Below are 19541 nucleotides of genomic sequence, written 5' to 3'. Positions count from 1 at the left end.
TGCTCTCGGGTAGCCGCGCCGCCATGGCTCCACCACTGGAACATGGCGAACACACATCAGGACCCACACGCCGATCGCTGCTCGCGGGGGTGGCGGCGCTCGGCGCGCTGGGCGCGGCCGGCTGCTCGCGGGTGGCCACGGCCTCCACGAAGGACGGCGGTGACCTGCTCGAACGGCTGCGGGCGGCCGGTGTCGTACGGCTCGGGATCGCGGGGGAGATCCCCTTCGGCTACATCGACAAGGACGGCGAGCTGACCGGCGAGGCGCCCGAACTGGCGAAGGTGATCTTCAAACGGCTCGGGGTGGACCGGGTGCAGCCCGTGCCGACCGAGTTCGGCTCGCTGATCCCCGGGCTCAACTCGCAGCAGTTCGATGTCGTCGCGGCCGGGATGTACGTCAATCCCGAGCGCTGTGAGCAGGTCATCTTCGCCGATCCCGACTACCAGATGCTCGACGCCTTCATCGTCCGCAAGGGCAACCCCAAGGGCCTGAACAGCTACCAGGACGTCGTCGAGAAGAAGGCGAAGTTCGCGACCGGCACCGGCTACGCGGAGATCCAGTACGCGGTCGAGGCCGGGTACAAGGAGAGCGACATCCTCATCGTCCCCGACCAGGTCGCCGGTCTGAACGCCGTCGAGGCCGGCCGGGTCGACGTCTTCGCGGGGACGGCGCTGACCACCCGTGAGGTGGTGAAGAAGTCCGACAAGGCGGAGTCGACCGAGCCCTTCAAGCCCATCGTCGGCGGAAAACCCCATGTCGACGGCGGCGCCTTCGCGTTCCGGCCGACCGAGACGAAGCTGCGGGACGCCTTCAACGTGGAGCTGCGCAAGGTGAAGGAGAGCGGTGAACTGCTGCGCATCCTCAAGCCGTTCGGCTTCACCGAGGCGGAGATGACCGAGCTGACCGCGAAGGAGCTGTGCGGCGGATGACTTCGGGACTCTGGGAACTCGTACTCAAAGGCGTCTGGGTCACGATCCAGCTGCTGGTCCTCAGCGCGCTGCTGGCCACGGCCGTCTCGTTCGTGGTCGGCATCGCCCGCACCCACCGGCTGTGGATCGTCCGCTTCCTCGCGGGCTTCTACACCGAGGTGTTCCGCGGGACCTCGGCGCTGGTGATGATCTTCTGGGTGTTCTTCGTGCTGCCGCCCGCCTTCGGCTGGCAGCTGGTACCCCTGTGGGCGGGCACGCTCGCCCTCGGCCTCACCTACGGCGCCTACGGCTCGGAGATCGTGCGCGGCGCCCTGAACGCGGTCGACCCGGCGCAGAAGGAGGGCGGTATCGCGCTCAGCTTCACGCCCTGGCAGCGGATGAAGCTGATCCTGCTGCCGCAGGCGGTGCCGGAGATGATCCCGCCCTTCTCCAACCTGCTGATCGAGCTGCTCAAGGGCACCGCACTGGTGTCGATCATGGGCATGGGCGACCTGGCGTTCAGCGGCAACCTGGTACGGCTCGCGCTCCAGGAGAGCGCGGAGATCTACACGTACATCCTGCTCATCTACTTCGTGATCGCCTTCCTGCTCACCCGGATCATGCGAGGCCTGGAAAAGAAGCTCAAGGCCGGGGTGGGCAAGCGGCCGGAGAGGAAAGTCGTAGTCCCTGAGCCGGTGGGCGGTGGTGTGTCATGACGTGGGACTGGGGAGCGGTCAGTGACTTCATGCCGCACTTCTGGGACGGGCTGCTGGTCACCCTGCAGGCCCTCGCGCTCGGTTCGCTGATCTCCTTCGCGCTCGGTCTGGTGTGGGCGCTGCTGATGCGGACACCGAGCCGCTGGGTGCGCTGGCCGGTCGGGGTGGTCACGGAGTTCGTGCGCAACACCCCGCTGCTGGTGCAGCTGTTCTTCCTTTTCTACGTGCTGCCCGAGTGGGGCGTGACCTTCTCCGCGCTGACCACCGGTGTCTTCGCCATCGGGCTGCACTACTCGACGTACACGATGCAGGTCTACCGGGCCGGTATCGAGGCGGTGCCGGTCGGCCAGTGGGAGGCCGCGACGGCGCTGAACCTGCCGCTCACCCGGACCTGGACGGCGGTGATCCTGCCGCAGGCGATCCGGCGTGTCGTGCCGGCGCTCGGCAACTACGTGATCGCGATGCTCAAGGACACGCCGATGCTGATGGCGATCACCGTCCTCGACATGCTCGGCCAGGCACGGCTGTTCTCCCAGGAGCAGTTCCAGTTCACCGAGCCGCTGACGGTGATCGGCGTGGCCTTCATCGTCATTTCCTATCTGGCCTCCCTTCTTCTGCGAGCCCTGGAGCGACGCCTTGTCCATTGACACCCAGCCCAGTCCCGACATGAACCCCGCCGACAAGCGCTCGAACGGCGAACTGATCCGGCTGGAGCAGGTCACCAAGCGGTTCGGCGACAACACCGTCCTGGACCACCTCGACTTCTCCGTCCAGGCCGGCAAGCACGTCACGCTGATCGGTCCGTCCGGCTCGGGCAAGACGACGATCCTGCGCCTGCTGATGACGCTGACCAAGCCCGACGAGGGCACGATCACCGTCGACGGGGAGCAGCTGTTCCCGGCGCCGGAGAAGCAGGTCCGCGAGGTCCGCAAGAAGATCGGGATGGTGTTCCAGCAGTTCAACCTGTTCCCGAACATGACGGTCCTCAGGAACATCACCGAGGCCCCGGTCACCGTGCTCGGCATGTCCAAGGACGCGGCCGAGGAGCGGGCGCGGGAGCTGCTGGAGCTGGTCGGTCTCACCGACCACGTCGACAAGCACCCCTCGCAGCTCTCCGGCGGCCAGCAGCAGCGGGTGGCCATCGCCCGGGCCCTGGCCATGCGGCCGCAGGTGCTGCTCCTGGACGAGGTGACCTCGGCACTGGACCCGGAGCTAGTCGCGGGCGTCCTCGACGTGCTCAGGGATATCGCCCGGTCCACCGACATCACGATGCTCTGTGTGACCCATGAGATGAACTTCGCCCGGGACATCTCGGATCAGGTCCTGATGTTCGACTCCGGCCGGGTCATCGAGGCCGGCGCCCCGGAGAAGATCTTCAGCGACCCCGAGCACGACCGGACCCGTGAATTTCTCAGCGCGGTCCTGTGACTCCGGTGACCAGGTCATGGCCGCGTCATATGCCAGAGGGTTATCACCGCAGATGGCGGCGCCGGAATCTTGTCAACAACCGCTCTCTGCAAGCCTCTTGGCCGCTATCGTGGAAACGATTGGCTGACCGGAATCCGGCCCAGGGGGAACCGTGGCGCTGAAGCACGAGCCGACCGCGCCGTACCACTCGGCCCAGGACGCCTTGCGCGTCCTGGAGACGGTGGCGCGGCACACCACCGGAATCACCGACACCGAACTCGCCCGGCACACCGCCCTCACCCCGGAGCGCCTGACCAGCCTCCTGAGGATGCTGCGCCGCGAGGGGTACGTCGAGCAGATCGCCGACGGCACCTATGTCACCGGGGAGGCGCTGACCCGGCTGGGCTCGGCGCACGACCGGGAGGCGGCCCTGCGCGAGAGGCTCCAGCGCACCCTGGTCCGGCTGCGCGACTCGGTCGGCGCGGCGGTGTACATCAGCCGGTATGTCGACGGTGAGGTGAAGGTCACGCAGTACGCCGACAGCCCGGCCGCCCCCGCGGTGAACGAGTGGGTGGACTTCCGCGTCTCGGCCCACGCGACGGCGGTCGGCAAGAGCCTGCTGACCCAGCTCGACCACAACGGCCGGCGGGATCATCTGTCCCGGCACAAGATGGCGCGGCTCACGTCGCGGACCATCACCAGTGACAAGCTGCTGCTCTCCCGTCTTGAGGCCCAGCCGCCGACGGTTCCCGTTCTGGACCTTCAGGAGTACGCGGTGGGCACGGTGTGTGCTGCGGTGCCGATCACGGCGGGGGCGTCCGTGGGATGCCTGGCGGTGTCGCTTCCGGTGGAGCAGGCGCATCGGCTGCGCCAGGCGGCGGACGCGCTGAACAGGAACGCAACACCGGTGCTGCTGTCGCTGGCGATCTGACCATCACCCGGCGTTGGTCAGAAGCACCCCCGGGGACCAGGTAGTATTTTCTCTGTCGTCAGCCGCGAGACAGAAAAGCGAGCGGTTGGCGTGAGTCATGCGCCGCTAGCTCAGTTGGTTAGAGCAGCTGACTCTTAATCAGCGGGTCCGGGGTTCGAGTCCCTGGCGGCGCACAGACAGTGAAGGTCCCTCGCGGGTGCGGGGGGCCTTCGCTTTTTGGACGGCCTCTCCCCGACGCCGCGGGGCGGCCGGGGGTCCGGGGGTCGCCCCCCGGAGAATGCAGCATCAGCGGGTCCGGGGTTCGAGTCCCTGGCGGCGCACCTGTGAAGGGCCTCTCGTGGAGACGAGGGGCCCTTCGGCGTCCTCGGGGGTGAGCAGCCGGTACGCCGGTTCTCCTGGCGGGCGCCACCACACCGGGTCCGTGCAGCGCACGCCCTCCCGCCTCAGCAGCGCCCGGTGGATCTTGTTCGTCGCGGTGACCGGCATTCGCTCCATGACCCGCACGAACCGGGGCGCCATCTTCGTCCCCAGGTCCGGCTGGGCGAGCAGGAACTGCGCGAACCCCTCCGGGTCGAAGGTCCCGGCGAGGGCCGCCATCACCTGGTCCCCCGTCACCGGATCCGGCACCGCGTAGACGGCGACGGAGTCGGCACCCTCGTACCGGGCGAGGATGTTCTCGATCATCGCGGCGGCCAGGTTCTCCCCGTCGACCCGCAGCCGGTCGTCGGCCCGACCGGCGAAGTACAGGTAACCGTCGGCGTCCCGGTAGAAGAGATCGTCGGCCCAAATACCAGCCTCCCCCGCTCCTACTCGGCGTGGGGCGGGGGCCGCCAGTGCGCATCTCCCGGATTGCGCCAGTACCGTCCCTCAGCGGTGAGCGCAGAACCGCGCACCGGCACGCCCCGAACGGTCTTGGGCGCGCTGGTCGTCCGCTTTCGCAACCGGGCGGCGACACAGATCCCGTCTGTGGTCCGGCCCCGGAAGGGCGGAGTCCCTCACGACCTGATCACTCGGAAGAGACCACAGGCGACGGGGAGGCCCTGAACCATCACTCCGGTGGAGCAGAGGCCCCGCACGCTGGCGCCGCGCCTCGCGCCCAGATCGCACAGCGACCTTAGCCACCGCGCACTCGGCGCCATAGACCAACAACCGTTCATCACACGATCGAGTTACTGCACCGCGTGCTGCGTCGTCCACCACCGTACGTCCGTCAGGAACCCGGACGCCGAGAACCGCCGCCGCAGCGCCACGCCCGCCCCGGCCGCGAGAGCGGGGGCCCAGTCGGCGATGACGGCGTTGCCGTGGAACATCGGCATGCAGATGTAGTGCACGTCGTCGGGCCCGACCCCGAACTGCCCGGCCAGTGACCTTCCCGCCGCGGCCAGTCGGCCCTGCGTGCAGATCGCGGCCTTGGGGGCACCGGTCGATCCCGAGGTGAAGCAGAGGAGCAGCCGGTCCCTCGGGGTGGCGCGGGAGGGGTCGGGGCGGGCGTCGGCGTACGGCGCGAGAAGGGCGTCGTACTCCTCGGAGCCGGTCAGCAGGATGCGGACGCCGGGCAGGTCGAGGCCCTTGAGGAGCGGGAGGTGGGCCGGCTCCGTGATCAGGATCCGGCACTCCGTGTGCAGGATGTCCCTTGCCAGCTCCGGGCCTCTGCGGGTGGGGTTGATTCCGGCCACCGCGGCACGGGCGAGCGCGGCGGCGCCGATCCAGAGCGGGTACTCCGGGGTGTTGTCGAGGAGGACGCCGAGGTGCGGCTCGGCGCCGGGCGGCAGCAGGTCGGCCAGGAGTGCCGCGCGGGCGGCGGCACCGGCGGCCACCTGGTGGTGGGTCAGCGCCCGGTCCTCGAACCACAGGCCCGGGCGGTGGTCGTCCCATCGGTCGGCGACGAGTTCCGCGACCATACGCCTGCTGGAGTCCATGGCGGCGCACGGTAGCTGATGACTCGTCAGATGTGGAGGGTCAGGGAGTCATCGTGACGCCGTCGATCACGACGGTGTCGGCGGTGTCGCCGCCGTCCTCGCCGAAGTCGAAGGCGTCGGACATCTGGCTGTACGTGACCATGAAGCCGACGCAGAACACCGCGACCACCCCGAAGAACGCCAGGGCGGCGACGGTGGAGGCGGCGAGCCCGGCCCGGCGCGGGGCCCTGGCCGTGGCGTTGACCTCGCGGCCCTCGGCGTAGTGGACGGTGACGAAGTCACCCTCCAGCGTCGTCGCCGGGCCCTCCTCCTCGAAGCGGATGACGCGGCCGTCGCGCGCGGTGAACTCGTAGACGTGATGGAGCGTGGTGCTCACCGATGTGTCGCCGCTGCCGCCGTGGGTCGTCGTGAACATCCGCAGACAGCGCGCCTCGGCCGTCAGACCGCTGTTCCAGGCCCGGCGCAGCCGCCAGGCCCGACGCACGATCCGGTAGGCGCCGAAGAGGACCACGGCCAGGATCAGGCCGGGTGCCAGGTAGAAAAAGAGATCCATGATGTTCCCCCGAGGTCAGATACCCGCTCCCCTACGCCGACTTGGTCATGTCGGCGTAGGGGGACCGTACCCGTGGGGGGTGGCGGACTCGCTCAAGCAAAGCTCAGAACGTGACGTCCGAGCAGGCGTAGAACGCGTTGCCGGTGTCGGCGATCGTCCACACCGCCAGGATCACGTGCCGTCCGCTGAGCCCGGACGGCAGCCTGCCGCTGTGCGAGAGCGTGGACGGGGGCCGCTGGTTGTTGTACGGCACCGTCAGGAACGGCGTGAGGTTGAGGTCGGAGCGGGCCAGGTTGTGGTTCTGGTTCCAGCCCTGCTTGGTGACGTAGTACCGGAAGTCGGTCGTGGCGTGCATGGCCGTGAACTGCCAGCGGAACGTGTAGCTCTGGCCGCCCGTGACCTTCGTGGCCGGCCAGGCGCCGCCCGACGGGGTGCGCGGTGAGCTGAGCGGGCTGAACTGGCTCAGTCCCGCGTTGCAGATCTGTCCGTCGGCCGGTCCTGAGCCCGGGAAGCCCTTCGGCCCCTCGACGCTCTGCGGTTCCCACTGGATGGGGCCGCAGTTGGTCACGGTGCCGTTCTGGCAGAGCTTCTGCCTGCTGATGGGGAGGTCGGTGTAGCCGTGGCCACTGGCCCCGCCGGACGAGAGCACAAGGGCTCCGGTGGTGGCGAGACCGACCACGGCGGCAGACAACTTGGTCTTTCTGCGCATGCTGCCGCTCCTGGGAACGTGGGGAGTTTCAGTGAGCCGTGCAGGGTAGGTCTAGACCAAGTCTGAGAGTATGACCGTTACTTGAACATGTCCATACCAATCACGTACCGGATTCCCCACGCCCGGCGCAGAACGCGACCGTCAAGTCCTTCACCAGCGCCTTGCGTTCGTAGTCGTCGAGTTCGACGAGCCCCCGCATGGTCAGCCGGGTCACCGTGTCCTCCACCGAGTCCACGACCGAGGTGAGCATGGACGCCCGGTGCTGCGCGTCCAGCGCGGCGATCCGGCGCCGGTGCATGGCGGCGGCAACCTCGGGGGCGTACTCGACCCGGACCGGCTGGACCGAGAACACCTCGACCCCGATCGGCGCCGCCTCGGCCACGACCAGCCGGGTCAGCGCCTCCCCGGAGGCGTCGGCGCGGCCGTGCCCCGACCCCGGCGCCTCCACCGGCACCCGGGCCAGCGCGGCCTCCACGCACTCCCGCAGGTACGCCTCGTGGTCCTCGACGCCCAGCATGGCCCGCGCGGTGTCCCGCACCCGCCACACCGCGAGGACCACCACCCTGAGCGCGACCCCGCTCGCGTCGGCCGCCGGCATCGGCTCACTGCGCCAGTGCCGCAGCCGTACGTCCACCCGGCGGCGCAGCTGCATCGGGTTGACCCACATCAGGCCGGTGCGCCGGACGGTCCCCCGGTAGCGGCCGAACAGATCGAGCACCCAGGCCCGTCCGGTCCGGCCCCGGGCGAGCCCGCCGAAGCCGAACAGACCGAGGGCGCCGGCCCCGGCGTAGGCCGCCCACTGCGCGGGACCGAGGCCCGCTCCCGCGTACGACGGCAGCCGTAGCGCCTCCAGCGCGAGGGGCGGCAGCGTGCCCGCCCACCAGGAGGTGACCGCGCAGCCCGCGAGACCGCAGGCCCCGGCGAGCACGCCCGCCGAGCCGGGCAGCACCCGGGCGGGCCGCTCGACCAGGTCCGGGTCGACCTCGGGCACGGTACGGGCCGGCGCGGGGGCGAGCCGGCGCAGCCGCGGCTGCTCCCCCGTGCCCTGGCGGCGGCTGACGACGGCGGGCTTCAGCGGGACGGACACCGGTTCGGGCTCGTCGCGGAAGAGCAGATGGACGGGGATCTCGGTGGTGATCTCGTTCTGGATCAGCCGGGCGGTCCTGGACGGTCCCTCGGACTCCGGTGTCGGTGAAGTGGTCGTGCTCATGCGTGCCTCCAGCCTTCGCGCCAGATGCGTCACAACAGGGGGTGCAGCAACGGGGGTACAGCAGCAGGGGTGCAAGATCGATCACGAGAACAGCCGTCGCCAGGTCTCGGGCCCCGGGTAGCCGTCCGCCGTGCCGCCCCGCCAGCCCTGGGCGCGCTGGAAGGCCTCGACGTTGCGCCGGTCCGCCTCGCCCCAGCGCGGGCCCGGACCGGTCGTGTAGTACTTGCCGAAGCCCTTCTTCACCAGCTGTCCGCCGAGCCGCGTGACATGACTGTTGTCGGCGCCGGGCCGGAACATCGCCCGCCCCGGATACCCGGGCACCCCGTGCGAGGACGGAGGCGCGGGCGCTCCCGCGGTGATGTCCTTGCCCTTGCCGGTGACCAGCAGCGCCCAGGTCCGCGGCCCCGGCAGCCCGTCCGCGTCCCGGCCCCGCCAGCCCTGCGCCTGCTGGAAGGCCTGGGTGGCCCGCCGGTCGGCGTCGGACCAGCGCGGTCCGGGTCCCGAGGAGTAGTAGGGCCCCGCCCCGCGCTCGACGAGCAGGCGGCCGAGTTGGGTGACGTACTTGTTGTCGGCCCCGGGCCCGAAGTAGGCCGGCCCCGGGAAGGGCGCCGCGGCCGGCTTGTCGCTGTCCGGCACCGAGCCCCCCGTAACGCCCATGAGCCCCTTGTAGCGGTAGGCGACATAGCGGCTGGAATAGCTCCAGTAGGCGTACGGGGTGGACTGCCTGCGGGTGTTCGGGCGGGTCTGCTCGTAGGCGATGTAGTAGGTGTGCGTGTAGTCGGCCCAGCCGCCGAAGATGACGACGTGCGAGCCGTCCTGGGGGTCCGCCGGATTGTGGAACAGCAGTATGTCGCCGGGCTGGAGGTCCTCCTTCGGGATGCGCACACCGTACTGGCCGAGCGTGCCCGTCCACTCGTTGCCGGGCAGGCCCCAGGCCATCGAGACGAACCCCGAGCAGTCCTGCCGGTAACCGTCCGGCCAGTACCGGTCCATGCTGTACGGCACCTTCGCCGCGACCCACTCCTTGGCCCGCCTGATGATCTCCGCCCGGGTGGTGGTCGGCGCCTGGGCGGGCCCCGCCTGGACCCCGCCCGGGCCGTGCAGCGGGGCCTTGCTCCCCTGCGGGGTGTCGGGCTCGTCGGCCGCGGGAAGGCTCGGCCGACCGGGTGCCTGCGGAGCCGCGAGCGCCGGTACGGCATGCCCCGCGACGAGCGCCGCCGAGGCGGCGGCCGCCACGATCACCGTCCGGTGGGCCGGGTGGGCGCCCCTGCGGCCGGCCGCGGAGTGTGGCAGGACGCGGCGCCGGTGAACACATCCGGGGCACTCGCAGTCGCTCGCGGGTTCGAATTCCTCGAAGGCCGGAGCCGCCATGCGATTCCCCTCACATTCCGGATGGAAATGTTCGTGTCTGTGCACATTCATCAGTTTCTCAACTGTCTTCCGGGCGCGCATGCTGACGGTCCGAATGATGTACGTCACCCCTCTGACCGGGGGCGGAGCGCGTGCGGGTGGCCCGGAGCACCTTCCGGGGTCCGGTAGAGTGATGGCGTCAGCAGGCGCCGCTAGCTCAGTTGGTTAGAGCAGCTGACTCTTAATCAGCGGGTCCGGGGTTCGAGTCCCTGGCGGCGCACAGACCGGGAAGCCTCTCGCGGACGCGAGGGGCTTCTTGTGTATCCGGGCGACCTTTCCACAAGGGGTACACAAGACCCCCACAGGGGCCACAATGAACGCGTATGACCGGTAAACACCGCGTTTCGCATCTTGCGATCATGCTGAACGCCGTAGAACCCTGGTCCTTCAAGCTGCTGTGGATTTGCGGCAGTTGGGGGGCAAGAAACCGGTTGCTCGCTTCGACGGGGAGAGGGGCCCCGTTCATGAACGGATGCCGAGGGGGGCATCATGCAACCGGAAGGTCGCGGTTCCATGTCTATGAAGTGGAAGATGTGGTGACTGTGACCCACCACTGATACGTCTGTGAAGGTCGAGGGGGACCGAAGCAGACGAAGGAACCGACAGACACGCGGTGACCTGCGTGTGGGGGGATGACTCATGACGTCGACGCCGACGGGCGCCCGGCCGGACTCCGACCCGTCACAGACCACTCAGCTCAGAGTGCCAACTCATCGGACCGGGGCGTTCAGGCGCATCAAGAAGACGCTGCCCAAGTACGACTACGAGCACTACAGCCGGCTGGCCGGCCCCCTCACCCAGCCCGATCCGAACAAGCCGTACCGGGTGCAGTACCGCTCGCTGATCTCTCAGGAGCCGCACCGCATCCGCGTCGCGCTGATGCTCGCGGCGGCGCCCCTGCTCTCGCTGGTGCTGCTGGCCTGGCTGCTCCAGCCCGAGCACTGGACCGAACGCGACTACGTCGAATACGACTTCCTGCCGGCGCTCGACATCGTGATGCTCGTCTCGATCGGCCTGATCGAGTTCTTCCGCTGCATGAACGTGCTGTCCAACGCGCACGCCACCCTGGTCGCCCGCGACCCGATCCCGGTGGTGCCCGAGTCCGGCACGAGAGTCGCCTTCCTGACCTCCTTCGTGCCCGGCAAGGAGCCGCTGGAGATGGTGACGAAGACCCTGGAGGCGGCGGTCAAGCTGCGCCACCGGGGTCTGCTGCACGTCTGGCTGCTCGACGAGGGCGACGACCCGGAGGTCAAGGAGGTCTGCGCCCGGCTCGGCGTGCACCACTTCTCCCGCAAGGGCATCGCGAAGTGGAACCAGGCCAAGGGCCCGCACCGCGCCAAGACCAAGCACGGCAACTACAACGCCTGGCTGGACGCGCACGGCGACGACTACGACTACTTCGCCTCCGTCGACACCGACCATGTCCCGCTCCCCAACTACCTGGAGCGCATGCTCGGCTTCTTCCGCGACCCGAACGTCGGCTTCGTCATCGGCCCGCAGGTCTACGGCAACTACGACAACTTCGTCACCAAGGCCGCCGAGTCCCAGCAGTTCCTCTTCCACGCCCTCATCCAGCGCGCGGGCAACCGCTACGGCTCCCCGATGTTCGTGGGTACGTCGAACGCCGTGCGCATCAAGGCGCTCAAGCAGATCGGCGGTCTGTACGACTCGATCACCGAGGACATGGCGACCGGCTTCGAGATCCACCGCCACAAGAACCCGGCGACGGGCAAGAAGTGGCGCTCGGTCTACACCCCGGACGTGCTGGCCGTCGGTGAGGGCCCGAGCGCCTGGACGGACTTCTTCACCCAGCAGATGCGCTGGTCGCGAGGGACGTACGAGACGATCCTCAAGCAGTACTGGAAGGGCTGGTACTCGCTGCCGCCGAGCAAGCTCTTCAACTACACGATGATGATCATCTTCTACCCGATGTCCGCCCTGAACTGGATCCTCGCCGCCCTCAGCTGCGCCCTGTTCCTGGGCCTCGGCGCCTCGGGTGTGAACATCGACCCGACGATATGGCTGATGCTCTACGGCAACGCCTCCGCGCTCCAGATCGGCCTCTACGTCTGGAACCGCCGCCACAACGTCTCGCCGCACGAGCCCGAGGGCTCCGGCGGGGTGGCCGGCATGGTGATGTCCGCGCTGTCGGCGCCGCTGTACGCCAAGGCGCTGATCGACTCGGTGCTGCGCCGCAAGAGCAAGTTCGTCGTGACACCCAAGGGCGACTCGGCCAGCCCCGACCGCTGGTTCGGGACCTTCCGCTACCACTGGTACTTCATCCTGATCTTCGGCGCGTCGATCGCCGCCGGTTTCGTCTACGGGCACGCACACCCCGCGATGGTCATCTGGGCGACGTTCGCCATGCTGATCACCGCCACCCCGGTCTTCGCCTGGCGGCACATGCTGCGGCAGGCGAAGAAGAAGCCGCCGGTCCCGGCCGAGCCGGAGGCGGCCGCCCCGATGCTGCCGCACCAGGCTCAGCCGCTGCCGGGCCAGGGGGGCGCGCACCACAGCCCGCAGCACAAGCCGAGTTGGGCCGCCTCGCAGGGCGGCGGCACCGACCAGACCATGCAGATCGCCCTGGGTGGACTTGGGGGACGTAAGGAATGAAAGACCAGGCCGGCCGCCGCCGTGTCCGTCGACTCGCGATAGGCACGGCGGTGGTGCTCGCGCTGGCCGGGATGAACGGTCCGTGGCTCTACCGCTTCGGCACCGAGAAATACCACCAGTACCAGATCAACAGACCGGAGTACAAAGCCGACAACGGTCACTGGGAGATCGTCGAGTTCCCCGAGGAGTACCGGCAGAACACCATCCACGCGGCGCTGCTGCGCACCGGGAAGGTGCTGCTCGTCGCGGGTTCCGGCAACAACCAGGAGAACTTCGACGCGAAGAAGTTCGACACCCGGATCTGGGACCCGGTCAAGGGCACGATCAAGAAGGTGCCGACACCGAGCGATCTGTTCTGCACGGGCCACACACAGCTGGCGAACGGCAATCTGCTGATCGCGGGCGGCACCAAGCGGTACGAGAAGCTCAAGGGTGACGTCACCAAGGCCGGCGGCCTGATGATCGTCCACAACGAGAACCCGGACGAGCCGATCACCCTGCCTGCCGGGACCAAGTTCACCGGCAAGGAGAACGGCAAGACGTTCGTCTCCAAGGACCCGGTGCTGGTGCCGCGCGCGAAGAAGGTCTTCGACAAGGAGACCGGCGAGTTCCTGCGCAACGACCCCGGCCTCGGCCGGATCTACGTCGAGGCGCAGAAGAGCGGCTCCAAGTACGAGACCGGCACCGAGGACAACTACCGCGTGCAGGGCCTGTCCGGTACCGACGCGCGGAACACCTACGGCATCGCGCAGAAGCTCGCGCTGGACAAGAAGGACTTCCAGGGCATCCGGGACGCCTACGAGTTCGATCCGGTCGCCGAGAAGTACATCAAGGTCGACCCGATGAAGGAGGCCCGCTGGTATCCGACGCTCACCACGCTGAGCGACGGGAGGATTCTCAGCGTCTCCGGGCTCGATGACATCGGGCAGTTGGTGCCGGGCAAGAACGAGATCTTCGACCCCGAGACCAAGAAGTGGACGTACACGGAGAAGATCCGGCAGTTCCCGACGTATCCGGCGCTGTTCCTGATGCAGAACGGGAAGGTCTTCTACTCCGGGTCCAACGCGGGGTACGGGCCCGACGATGTCGGGCGTGACCCCGGTGTCTGGGACGTGGACACCAACAAGTTCACCAAGCTGCCCGGGCTGAGCGACGCCGACAAGCTGGAGACCTCCGGGACCGTGCTGCTGCCTCCGGCTCAGGACGAGAAGTACATGGTCATCGGCGGCGGTGGCGTCGGTGAGTCCAAGCTGTCCAGTGAGAAGACCCGGATCATCGATCTGAAGGCAGACAGCCCGAAGTTCGTGGACGGGCCCTCGCTGGAGAAGGGGACCCGGTATCCGCAGGCCTCTGTGCTGCCCGACGACACCGTGCTGGTGTCGGGCGGTTCCGAGGACTATCGCGGGCGGGGGGACTCCAACATCCTCCAGGCCCGGATCTACGACCCCACTGCCAACTCCTTCGATCAGGTCGCCGATCCGCTGGTCGGGCGGAACTACCACTCCGGTTCTGTGCTGCTGCCCGACGGGCGTGTGATGTTCTTCGGTTCTGACTCGCTCTACTCCGACAAGGCGAACACCAAGCCGGGGAAGTTCGAGCAGCGGATCGAGATCTACACGCCGCCGTATCTGTACCAGGGCTCACGTCCGTCGCTGTCCAAGGGGACGGAGACCATCGAGCGCGGCGAGTCCGGGACGTTCACCTCTCAGCACGCCTCGTCCATCAAGAAGGTGCGGTTGATCCGGCCGAGTGCGGCCACGCATGTGACGGACGTGGATCAGCGGTCCATCGCGCTGGACTTCACGACCGAGGGGAACAAGGTGACGGTGACTGTGCCGGAGAACAAGAACCTTGTTCAAGCCGGGTGGTACATGCTGTTCGTTGTGGATGATCAAGGGGTGCCGTCAGAGGCACAGTGGGTTCGAGTCCCCTGAAGCGGAGTCCCGCGCCCCTCTCGGGGCGCGGGACTTTCACCTGGAGGCTTCGGCAAGACCGAGCGCGTACTCCGCCCACCACTCGCCCGCCTTCGGACCGCCCTTGCACTCGCCGTCCGATTCACCCGGGCGCTTGACCCAGACGTACGCGTCCACCAGCGGGTCCGCCGTCTTTGTCGTCGGGGTCTCGCCCAGGGCCCGGCCCGGCGGGTTGCACCAGCGCTCGGCCGGGTCGCCGTCCTCGTAAGGGCCGTTGCCGTTACGGCTGGTGTCGATGACGAAGGGCTTGTCGCCCACCTTCGCCGACAGGTCCTTGCCGTACTGGATGGAGTCCTCGGTCCTGTAGAAGTTCGAGACGTTGACCGAGAAGCCGTCCGCCCGGACGATGCCCGCCCACTGGAGGGGCTCGAAGATCTGGTCCGGGTTGCCCCAGCCCGCGTTGCCCGCGTCCAGGTACACCTTCGTGTTCTTCAGGGACTTGAGCTTCTCGATCGCGCCCTTGAGGAGGTCGTAGCGCTCCTCGTGGAACTCGTCCGGGGTGCAGCCGTCCACGAGGTGCAGTACCGCGTCCGGTTCGAGGATGACCGTGGCCGAGCGGTCGCCGATGCCCTTGGCGACACCGTCGATCCAGGAGCGGTAGGCGTTGCCGTCGGCCGCGCCGCCCTGTGAGTACTGGCCGCAGTCGCGGTGCGGGATGTTGTAGAGGACCAGCAGCGCCGTGCGGCCCGCCTTGTCCGCGGCCTCGGTGAAGCCGCGGGCCTCGTCCTCCGGGTTCTCCGGGCCGATCCACTCGCCGGTCGGCTGCTCGGCGATCTTGCGGATCTGCTCGGCGTCGGCCTCCTTGCCCGCCTTCTCGTAGTCGGCCACCTGCTGGGCCGCGTTGCCTTCCGGGTTGACCCAGAACGGGTCGACCTCCTTGGGCTGCTGGGTGATGCCGGCGCCGGAGTTCTCCGGCTCGTCACCCCCGTCGTCCGAGGAGGAACATCCCGCGATCAGCAGTGCAGCCCCCAGCACCACCGCGGACGCCCCCCTCCGGGCCCCCCTACTGCCGTACATCCAACTCCCCCTTGGGTGCACTGTTCCAAGTCTCAATCCTGACATACGCGTCCCTTGGCACACGAGATCGGCCGTGCCTTGTCCGCGAGCTGTTACACCCCCGGGGGCGAGGGTAGGTGCGCCGCTGAGCGGGGACGCGGACAGGGGAAGGGACGTGGGCATGCGGTGCACCACCCGGGAGACTCGGCTGGCCGCGGCGCTGGTGGAGGCGGCGGACACGCTGACCGACGGATTCGAGGCCACCGACTACTTACAACGGGTCTCCGACCATTGCGTGGACCTGCTGGCCGCGCGGGCGGCCGGGTTCATGCTGATCGACGGAGGCCGTACCGTCTCGCTGGCCGGGAGCAGCCGGCAGCGGGAGCTCGCGCTGGATCTGCTCCAGGCCCAGTCCGGCGGCGGGCCCTGCCTGGAGTGTTACGACACCGGGAAGCCGGTCCCGCCGGTCTCCATCAGCGTGGCGCACGCGGGTTCGCGCTGGCCGGTGTTCACCGAGCGGGCGCTGCGCCATGATGTCGCGGCGACCTTCGCGGTGCCGCTGCGCCGCCGGGAGACGCTGCTCGGCGCGCTGAACGTGTTCGTGCCGGCGCTGCCGGACGACTCGGCGACGGGCGGCGACGGGGAGTTGCGGCTGGCGCAGACGCTGGCCGACGCGGCGGCCGTTGGGCTGCAGAACCATCGCGCCCATGTCAGGTACCGCACGCTGGCGGGCCAGTTGCAGGAAGCACTGTCCAGCAGGGTGCGCATCGAGCAGGCCAAGGGCATGCTCGCCGAGCGCTGGGGAACCGGCGCGGACCACGCCTTCGGGGCGCTACGGCAGTACGCGCGGCGGCGCCGGCTGCCGCTGGACCGGGTGGCGCAGGACGTCATCGACCGGGTCGCGGACGACGCGGAGTTGCGGCGCGAGGCCGGGGATTCGCCCGGCGGGCAGCCGTAGACCACCGCGTCACCTGCGCGGATCACCCAGCGCCACCGGCCTTGTCCCAGGGCCGATCGGACCCTAGGCCATGGACCGCTTCCGTTCTAGAGTCGTAGCGGGCGGCCCCAGCCCCCGGCCTGTCGCCTCCCTCACGTGACCACACCAAAGCCTCCCGCGGCTGCCGTCGGGTTACTCCCGCAGCCCGAGCGCGCGCGGTTGAGGACCAGCCCGGTCGGCGGCTTCCAGGGGGAGCGGGTCGTCGACCGGGCCAGGTGATCTCACAGACCGGTGCCCGTGAGGTACGCCGACACCACGACGTTCGCCGTGTAGCTGCGGCTCGCCCGGTCGAAGGCTCCGCCGCAGGTGATGAGCCGGAGTTCGGCGCGGCCCGGTTCGCGGGGCCCGTAGGCCTGGCGGGCGTCGAAGCGGTCGCGGGTGACGACCTGGACGTCGTCGACGGTGAACTCGGCGACCCGGCCGTCGTCGCGGATGACCCGGACCGTCGCACCGGGCTTCAGCGCGCTGATCTTGTAGAAGACGGCGGGCCGGGTCTCGGTGTCCACATGGCCCACCATCAGGGCCGCCCCCTTCGCGCCGGGTGCCGCGCCGGCGGCGTACCAGCCGACGACTCCGGGCCGGTCGAAGGGCGGTGCGTCGACGGCGCCCTGCGGGTCGAGGCCGCTGGCCACCACGGGGGCCTGGATGCCGAGGCCGGGTATGTCGATACGCTGGGGACTCGCCTCGCCCAACGGGCTGGCGGGGGGCGGCAGTTCGACGTCGGGCGGGCGGCCGACCGCGGCCATGTCGCCGGTGGTGGGCGCGGATGTCCCGTCGCGTACGTCGGTGACGTCCCGTCCCCACAGCCACAGCCCGAGCAGGAGCACGGCCCAGGCCATGCCCGTCAGCAGACGGCCGGAGAGCGCGGGGCGGTGATGGCCGGACATGGTCAGTCCGTCCTGCGGCTCCGGCGGGCGCTTCTGAGCGCCACGGCCGTCGCCGCGACTCCGGCGAGGACGAGGCCGGTCACCGCGTGGGCGGTGCCGGGTCCCGTCGTACGGGCGTCCTCGTCGGCGGCGATGTGGGCCGCCGCACCGCCGCCGCCCGCCTTCACGGGGGCGACCGGCGAGGAGGGCGCGGAGGGGGTCTCCCCCACCGGGAGCGCGACCGTGCGCCGGGTGTCCCCGCAGATGACGGTGATGTCGTAGGAGCCGATCTCCAGGGAGGACCGGATGCGGCTCTCGCCGACGAGGGTGCCCTCTTCGCTTGTGACGGTGAGCTTGACGTCGCTGACGAACGCCGCCGAGACGGCGCTCGCCGTCCGTTCCTCGCAGCCTGTCACCCGCAGCGCGACGTCGGCGCCCGGGGCTGGCGAGGCGGGGTTCACGGCGATGCCACCTCCTCCGTCCGCCGCGTACGCCGCCGGGGTGATCGCCGCGGCGATCACCGCGACACCTGCACAGAGAGTGACTTTCAGTGAGCCCATCGTGAACCTCCAGATACCTGGAGACTCCTCCTGGGTGCCGGTCCCCGCATCCTCAGCGGGGCCCGACTGCTCCGTACGGGTCGAATTCGGGTACGACCGGGTTTCAGATCCGGTCGACCGGGTCCGCTATGGAGTCGACGACGTTGGAGGGCGGTACGGGAGGTTCTCCACCGCATACCATGGCCGTCCGGTAGATCGACTGCGTAGGAGTCCGCGCCCATGACAGAGCCCAAGCACATCGAGTCGTGGCTGACCGACATGGACGGCGTCCTGATGCACGAGGGCGTTCCCATCCCTGGCGCGGATGCCTTCATCAAGAAGTTGCGCGACTCCGGCAAACCCTTCCTCGTACTCACGAACAACTCCATCTACACCGCTCGTGATCTGCATGCCCGCCTCAACCGCATAGGCCTTGAGGTGCCGGTCGAGAACATCTGGACCTCGGCCCTGGCCACTGCGAAGTTCGTCGACAGCCAGCGGCCGAACGGAACGGCCTATGTGATCGGCGAGGCCGGTCTCACCACGGCCCTGCATGAAGTGGGCTACATCCTCACCGACTCCGACCCCGACTTCGTGATCCTGGGTGAGACTCGGACCTATTCCTTCGAGGCTCTCACCAAGGCGATTCGGCTCATCAACGAGGGTGCGCGTTTCATCGCCACCAACCCGGACAACACCGGCCCCTCCCACGAAGGTGTGCTGCCCGCCACAGGCTCGGTGGCGGCGCTGATCACCAAGGCGACGGGCAAGGAACCGTACTTCGTCGGCAAGCCGAACCCCCTGATGATGCGCACCGGGCTGAACGCCATCGGTGCGCACTCCGAGTCCAGCGCCATGATCGGCGACCGGATGGACACCGATGTGCTGGCCGGCCTGGAGGCCGGCATGAGGACCTTCCTCGTGCTGACGGGACTCACGGCCGAAGCAGACATGGACCGGTTCCCGTTCCGGCCGACCAAGGTGGTCGATTCGATCGCGAACCTGGTCGACCTCGTCTGACCGGACACGCGACGACGCCGGCTCAGCGGCGCCTCCGCAGGAGCAGCAGCGCGCCGCCCCCGGTGAACAGCGTGGCGAGGGTGGCGACGACGGCGACGACGGGGGTGCCGGTGCGGGCGAGCTCCTCGGCGAGGGGGAGGCGGGGGGCGGGGGATCGCTCGGGGTCCGCGGTGGTGGTGCCGGAGGGCTCGGAGTCGATGCCGAAGCGATAGTCGTTGGACTGCCCGACCCAGTCGCCGTCGTCTTCGTGGCGCTGTACGACGGCGGCGTTGGCGGTGACGCGATTGGGCACGGCATCGGAGGTGACGGCGAGCCGCACCTTCACGGTGACGGTCTTGCCAGGCCCGACGGTGAACCCGGGGAACCCGTCGAAGGCGCCGACGAGTTCGTCCTGGTCGGTGGTCTCGAACCGGACGGGGTGGGTCTGGCCGCCGGTGTAGAACTCCAGCCGGGGCTGCGAGGCCCCGAGCACCCGCCGCTCATCGACGAGCACGACGACGGGGTGAACGTTCTCGCAGGTCGCACCGGTCTTGTTGGTGAGCTCCAGATACCAGGTGCCGTACCCGCCCCCGGCCTCATAGGAGCTGGGACCGCCATGGATCCGGGTGGTGAGCGGAAAGGAGCGCCCGTCGGACGCGGCACAACTGCTCTCCGGCTCGGCGGCATGCGCGACCCCGGGGGCGGAGAGCAGGGCGAGGGGGAGTAACAGGGCCCCAGACAGAAACAGTCGCATGAACACATGACCATGCCGGACGAACCGGCCGACGCGGGTAC

General features: G+C 69.0%; 17 protein-coding genes, 2 tRNA genes and 1 pseudogene. 11 read left to right on the top strand and 9 right to left on the bottom strand.

The annotated features are described in order from the left end of the window. The first annotated feature begins 23 nt into the window (after window positions 1-23). From ehuB to H4N64_RS26135, 6 genes are all read left to right on the top strand, one after another. The gene (gene ehuB / locus H4N64_RS26160) at window positions 24-929 is read left to right on the top strand and encodes an ectoine/hydroxyectoine ABC transporter substrate-binding protein EhuB (RefSeq protein WP_186284865.1); all 906 of its coding nucleotides are present in this window, start codon (window positions 24-26) and stop codon (window positions 927-929) included. Then, window positions 926-1624 (top strand): ectoine/hydroxyectoine ABC transporter permease subunit EhuC, encoded by a 699-nt coding sequence (ehuC, locus tag H4N64_RS26155; protein WP_186284864.1) that lies wholly within the window; start codon window positions 926-928, stop codon window positions 1622-1624. Before ehuB ends, ehuC begins: the two co-directional genes overlap by 4 nt. Further along, the gene (ehuD, locus tag H4N64_RS26150; RefSeq protein WP_186284863.1) at window positions 1621-2271 is read left to right on the top strand and encodes an ectoine/hydroxyectoine ABC transporter permease subunit EhuD; all 651 of its coding nucleotides are present in this window, start codon (window positions 1621-1623) and stop codon (window positions 2269-2271) included. Before ehuC ends, ehuD begins: the two co-directional genes overlap by 4 nt. Window positions 2272-2290: 19 nt before the next feature. After that, window positions 2291-3052, top strand: a complete 762-nt coding sequence (ehuA, locus tag H4N64_RS26145; RefSeq protein ID WP_186284897.1) for an ectoine/hydroxyectoine ABC transporter ATP-binding protein EhuA — start codon at window positions 2291-2293, stop codon at window positions 3050-3052. Window positions 3053-3203: 151 nt separating this feature from the next. Continuing rightward, entirely contained in the window at window positions 3204-3962 is a 759-nt protein-coding gene (locus H4N64_RS26140) for an IclR family transcriptional regulator domain-containing protein (RefSeq protein WP_186284862.1), read from the top strand. 99 nt (window positions 3963-4061) lie between these two features. Beyond that, window positions 4062-4135, top strand: a tRNA-Lys gene (locus tag H4N64_RS26135). A gap of 112 nt (window positions 4136-4247) precedes the next feature. Here H4N64_RS26135 and H4N64_RS45535 read toward each other — a convergent pair. The 5 genes and pseudogenes from H4N64_RS45535 to H4N64_RS26105 form a co-directional block, all read right to left on the bottom strand. Beyond that, a pseudogene (locus H4N64_RS45535) lies at window positions 4248-5881 on the bottom strand (AMP-binding protein). Window positions 5882-5921: 40 nt separating this feature from the next. Further along, on the bottom strand, window positions 5922-6434 hold the full coding sequence (locus tag H4N64_RS26120) for a hypothetical protein (RefSeq protein ID WP_260859984.1): 513 nt from the start codon (window positions 6432-6434) through the stop codon (window positions 5922-5924). A 103-nt stretch (window positions 6435-6537) separates the two neighbouring features. Next, window positions 6538-7143, bottom strand: a complete 606-nt coding sequence (locus tag H4N64_RS26115) for a lytic polysaccharide monooxygenase auxiliary activity family 9 protein (RefSeq protein ID WP_186284861.1) — start codon at window positions 7141-7143, stop codon at window positions 6538-6540. 100 nt (window positions 7144-7243) lie between these two features. Continuing rightward, window positions 7244-8353: an SPFH domain-containing protein gene (locus H4N64_RS26110; RefSeq protein ID WP_186284860.1), complete on the bottom strand. Its 1110-nt coding sequence runs from the start codon at window positions 8351-8353 to the stop codon at window positions 7244-7246. 81 nt (window positions 8354-8434) lie between these two features. Beyond that, a complete protein-coding gene (locus H4N64_RS26105; RefSeq protein WP_186284859.1) occupies window positions 8435-9724 on the bottom strand; it encodes a peptidoglycan-binding protein in 1290 nt (429 codons plus the stop codon). Between the two features lie 185 nt (window positions 9725-9909). On the opposite strand from H4N64_RS26105, the gene H4N64_RS26100 reads away from it, so the two are divergent. From H4N64_RS26100 to glxA, 3 genes are all read left to right on the top strand, one after another. After that, window positions 9910-9983: transfer RNA gene (locus H4N64_RS26100), tRNA-Lys, on the top strand. A 419-nt stretch (window positions 9984-10402) separates the two neighbouring features. Beyond that, the gene (locus H4N64_RS26095) at window positions 10403-12376 is read left to right on the top strand and encodes a glycosyltransferase family 2 protein (RefSeq protein ID WP_186284858.1); all 1974 of its coding nucleotides are present in this window, start codon (window positions 10403-10405) and stop codon (window positions 12374-12376) included. Then, complete coding sequence (gene glxA, locus H4N64_RS26090) at window positions 12373-14310, top strand: radical copper oxidase GlxA (RefSeq protein WP_186284857.1); 1938 nt, start codon at window positions 12373-12375, stop codon at window positions 14308-14310. Before H4N64_RS26095 ends, glxA begins: the two co-directional genes overlap by 4 nt. A 36-nt stretch (window positions 14311-14346) precedes the next feature. Here the strand turns inward: glxA and H4N64_RS26085 are convergent, their stop codons facing one another. After that, entirely contained in the window at window positions 14347-15366 is a 1020-nt protein-coding gene (locus H4N64_RS26085; protein ID WP_186284856.1) for a glycoside hydrolase family 6 protein, read from the bottom strand. Between the two features lie 160 nt (window positions 15367-15526). Between H4N64_RS26085 and H4N64_RS26080 the strand changes: the two genes are divergently transcribed. Further along, window positions 15527-16303 (top strand): GAF and ANTAR domain-containing protein, encoded by a 777-nt coding sequence (locus tag H4N64_RS26080; protein WP_186284855.1) that lies wholly within the window; start codon window positions 15527-15529, stop codon window positions 16301-16303. 260 nt (window positions 16304-16563) lie between these two features. On the opposite strand, the gene H4N64_RS26075 is transcribed toward H4N64_RS26080, so the two are convergent. Both H4N64_RS26075 and H4N64_RS26070 read right to left on the bottom strand, forming a co-directional pair. Next, the gene (locus H4N64_RS26075; RefSeq protein ID WP_186284854.1) at window positions 16564-17229 is read right to left on the bottom strand and encodes a class F sortase; all 666 of its coding nucleotides are present in this window, start codon (window positions 17227-17229) and stop codon (window positions 16564-16566) included. Window positions 17230-17231: 2 nt separating this feature from the next. Beyond that, on the bottom strand, window positions 17232-17768 hold the full coding sequence (locus tag H4N64_RS26070) for a hypothetical protein (RefSeq protein ID WP_186284853.1): 537 nt from the start codon (window positions 17766-17768) through the stop codon (window positions 17232-17234). A gap of 219 nt (window positions 17769-17987) precedes the next feature. Here H4N64_RS26070 and H4N64_RS26065 point away from each other — a divergent pair, with 219 nt between their 5' ends. Then, window positions 17988-18767 (top strand): HAD-IIA family hydrolase, encoded by a 780-nt coding sequence (locus tag H4N64_RS26065; protein ID WP_186284852.1) that lies wholly within the window; start codon window positions 17988-17990, stop codon window positions 18765-18767. 22 nt (window positions 18768-18789) lie between these two features. Here H4N64_RS26065 and H4N64_RS26060 read toward each other — a convergent pair whose 3' ends face one another. Next, window positions 18790-19500, bottom strand: a complete 711-nt coding sequence (locus tag H4N64_RS26060) for a hypothetical protein (RefSeq protein WP_186284851.1) — start codon at window positions 19498-19500, stop codon at window positions 18790-18792. Window positions 19501-19541 lie beyond the last annotated feature (41 nt).

The sequence above is a fragment of the Streptomyces cupreus genome, from assembly GCF_014257025.1.
Classification (GTDB): Bacteria; Actinomycetota; Actinomycetes; order Streptomycetales; family Streptomycetaceae; genus Streptomyces; species Streptomyces cupreus.
The sequence above is the reverse complement of the archived record's forward strand: the minus strand, read 5'-3'. Positions and strand labels throughout refer to the sequence as shown.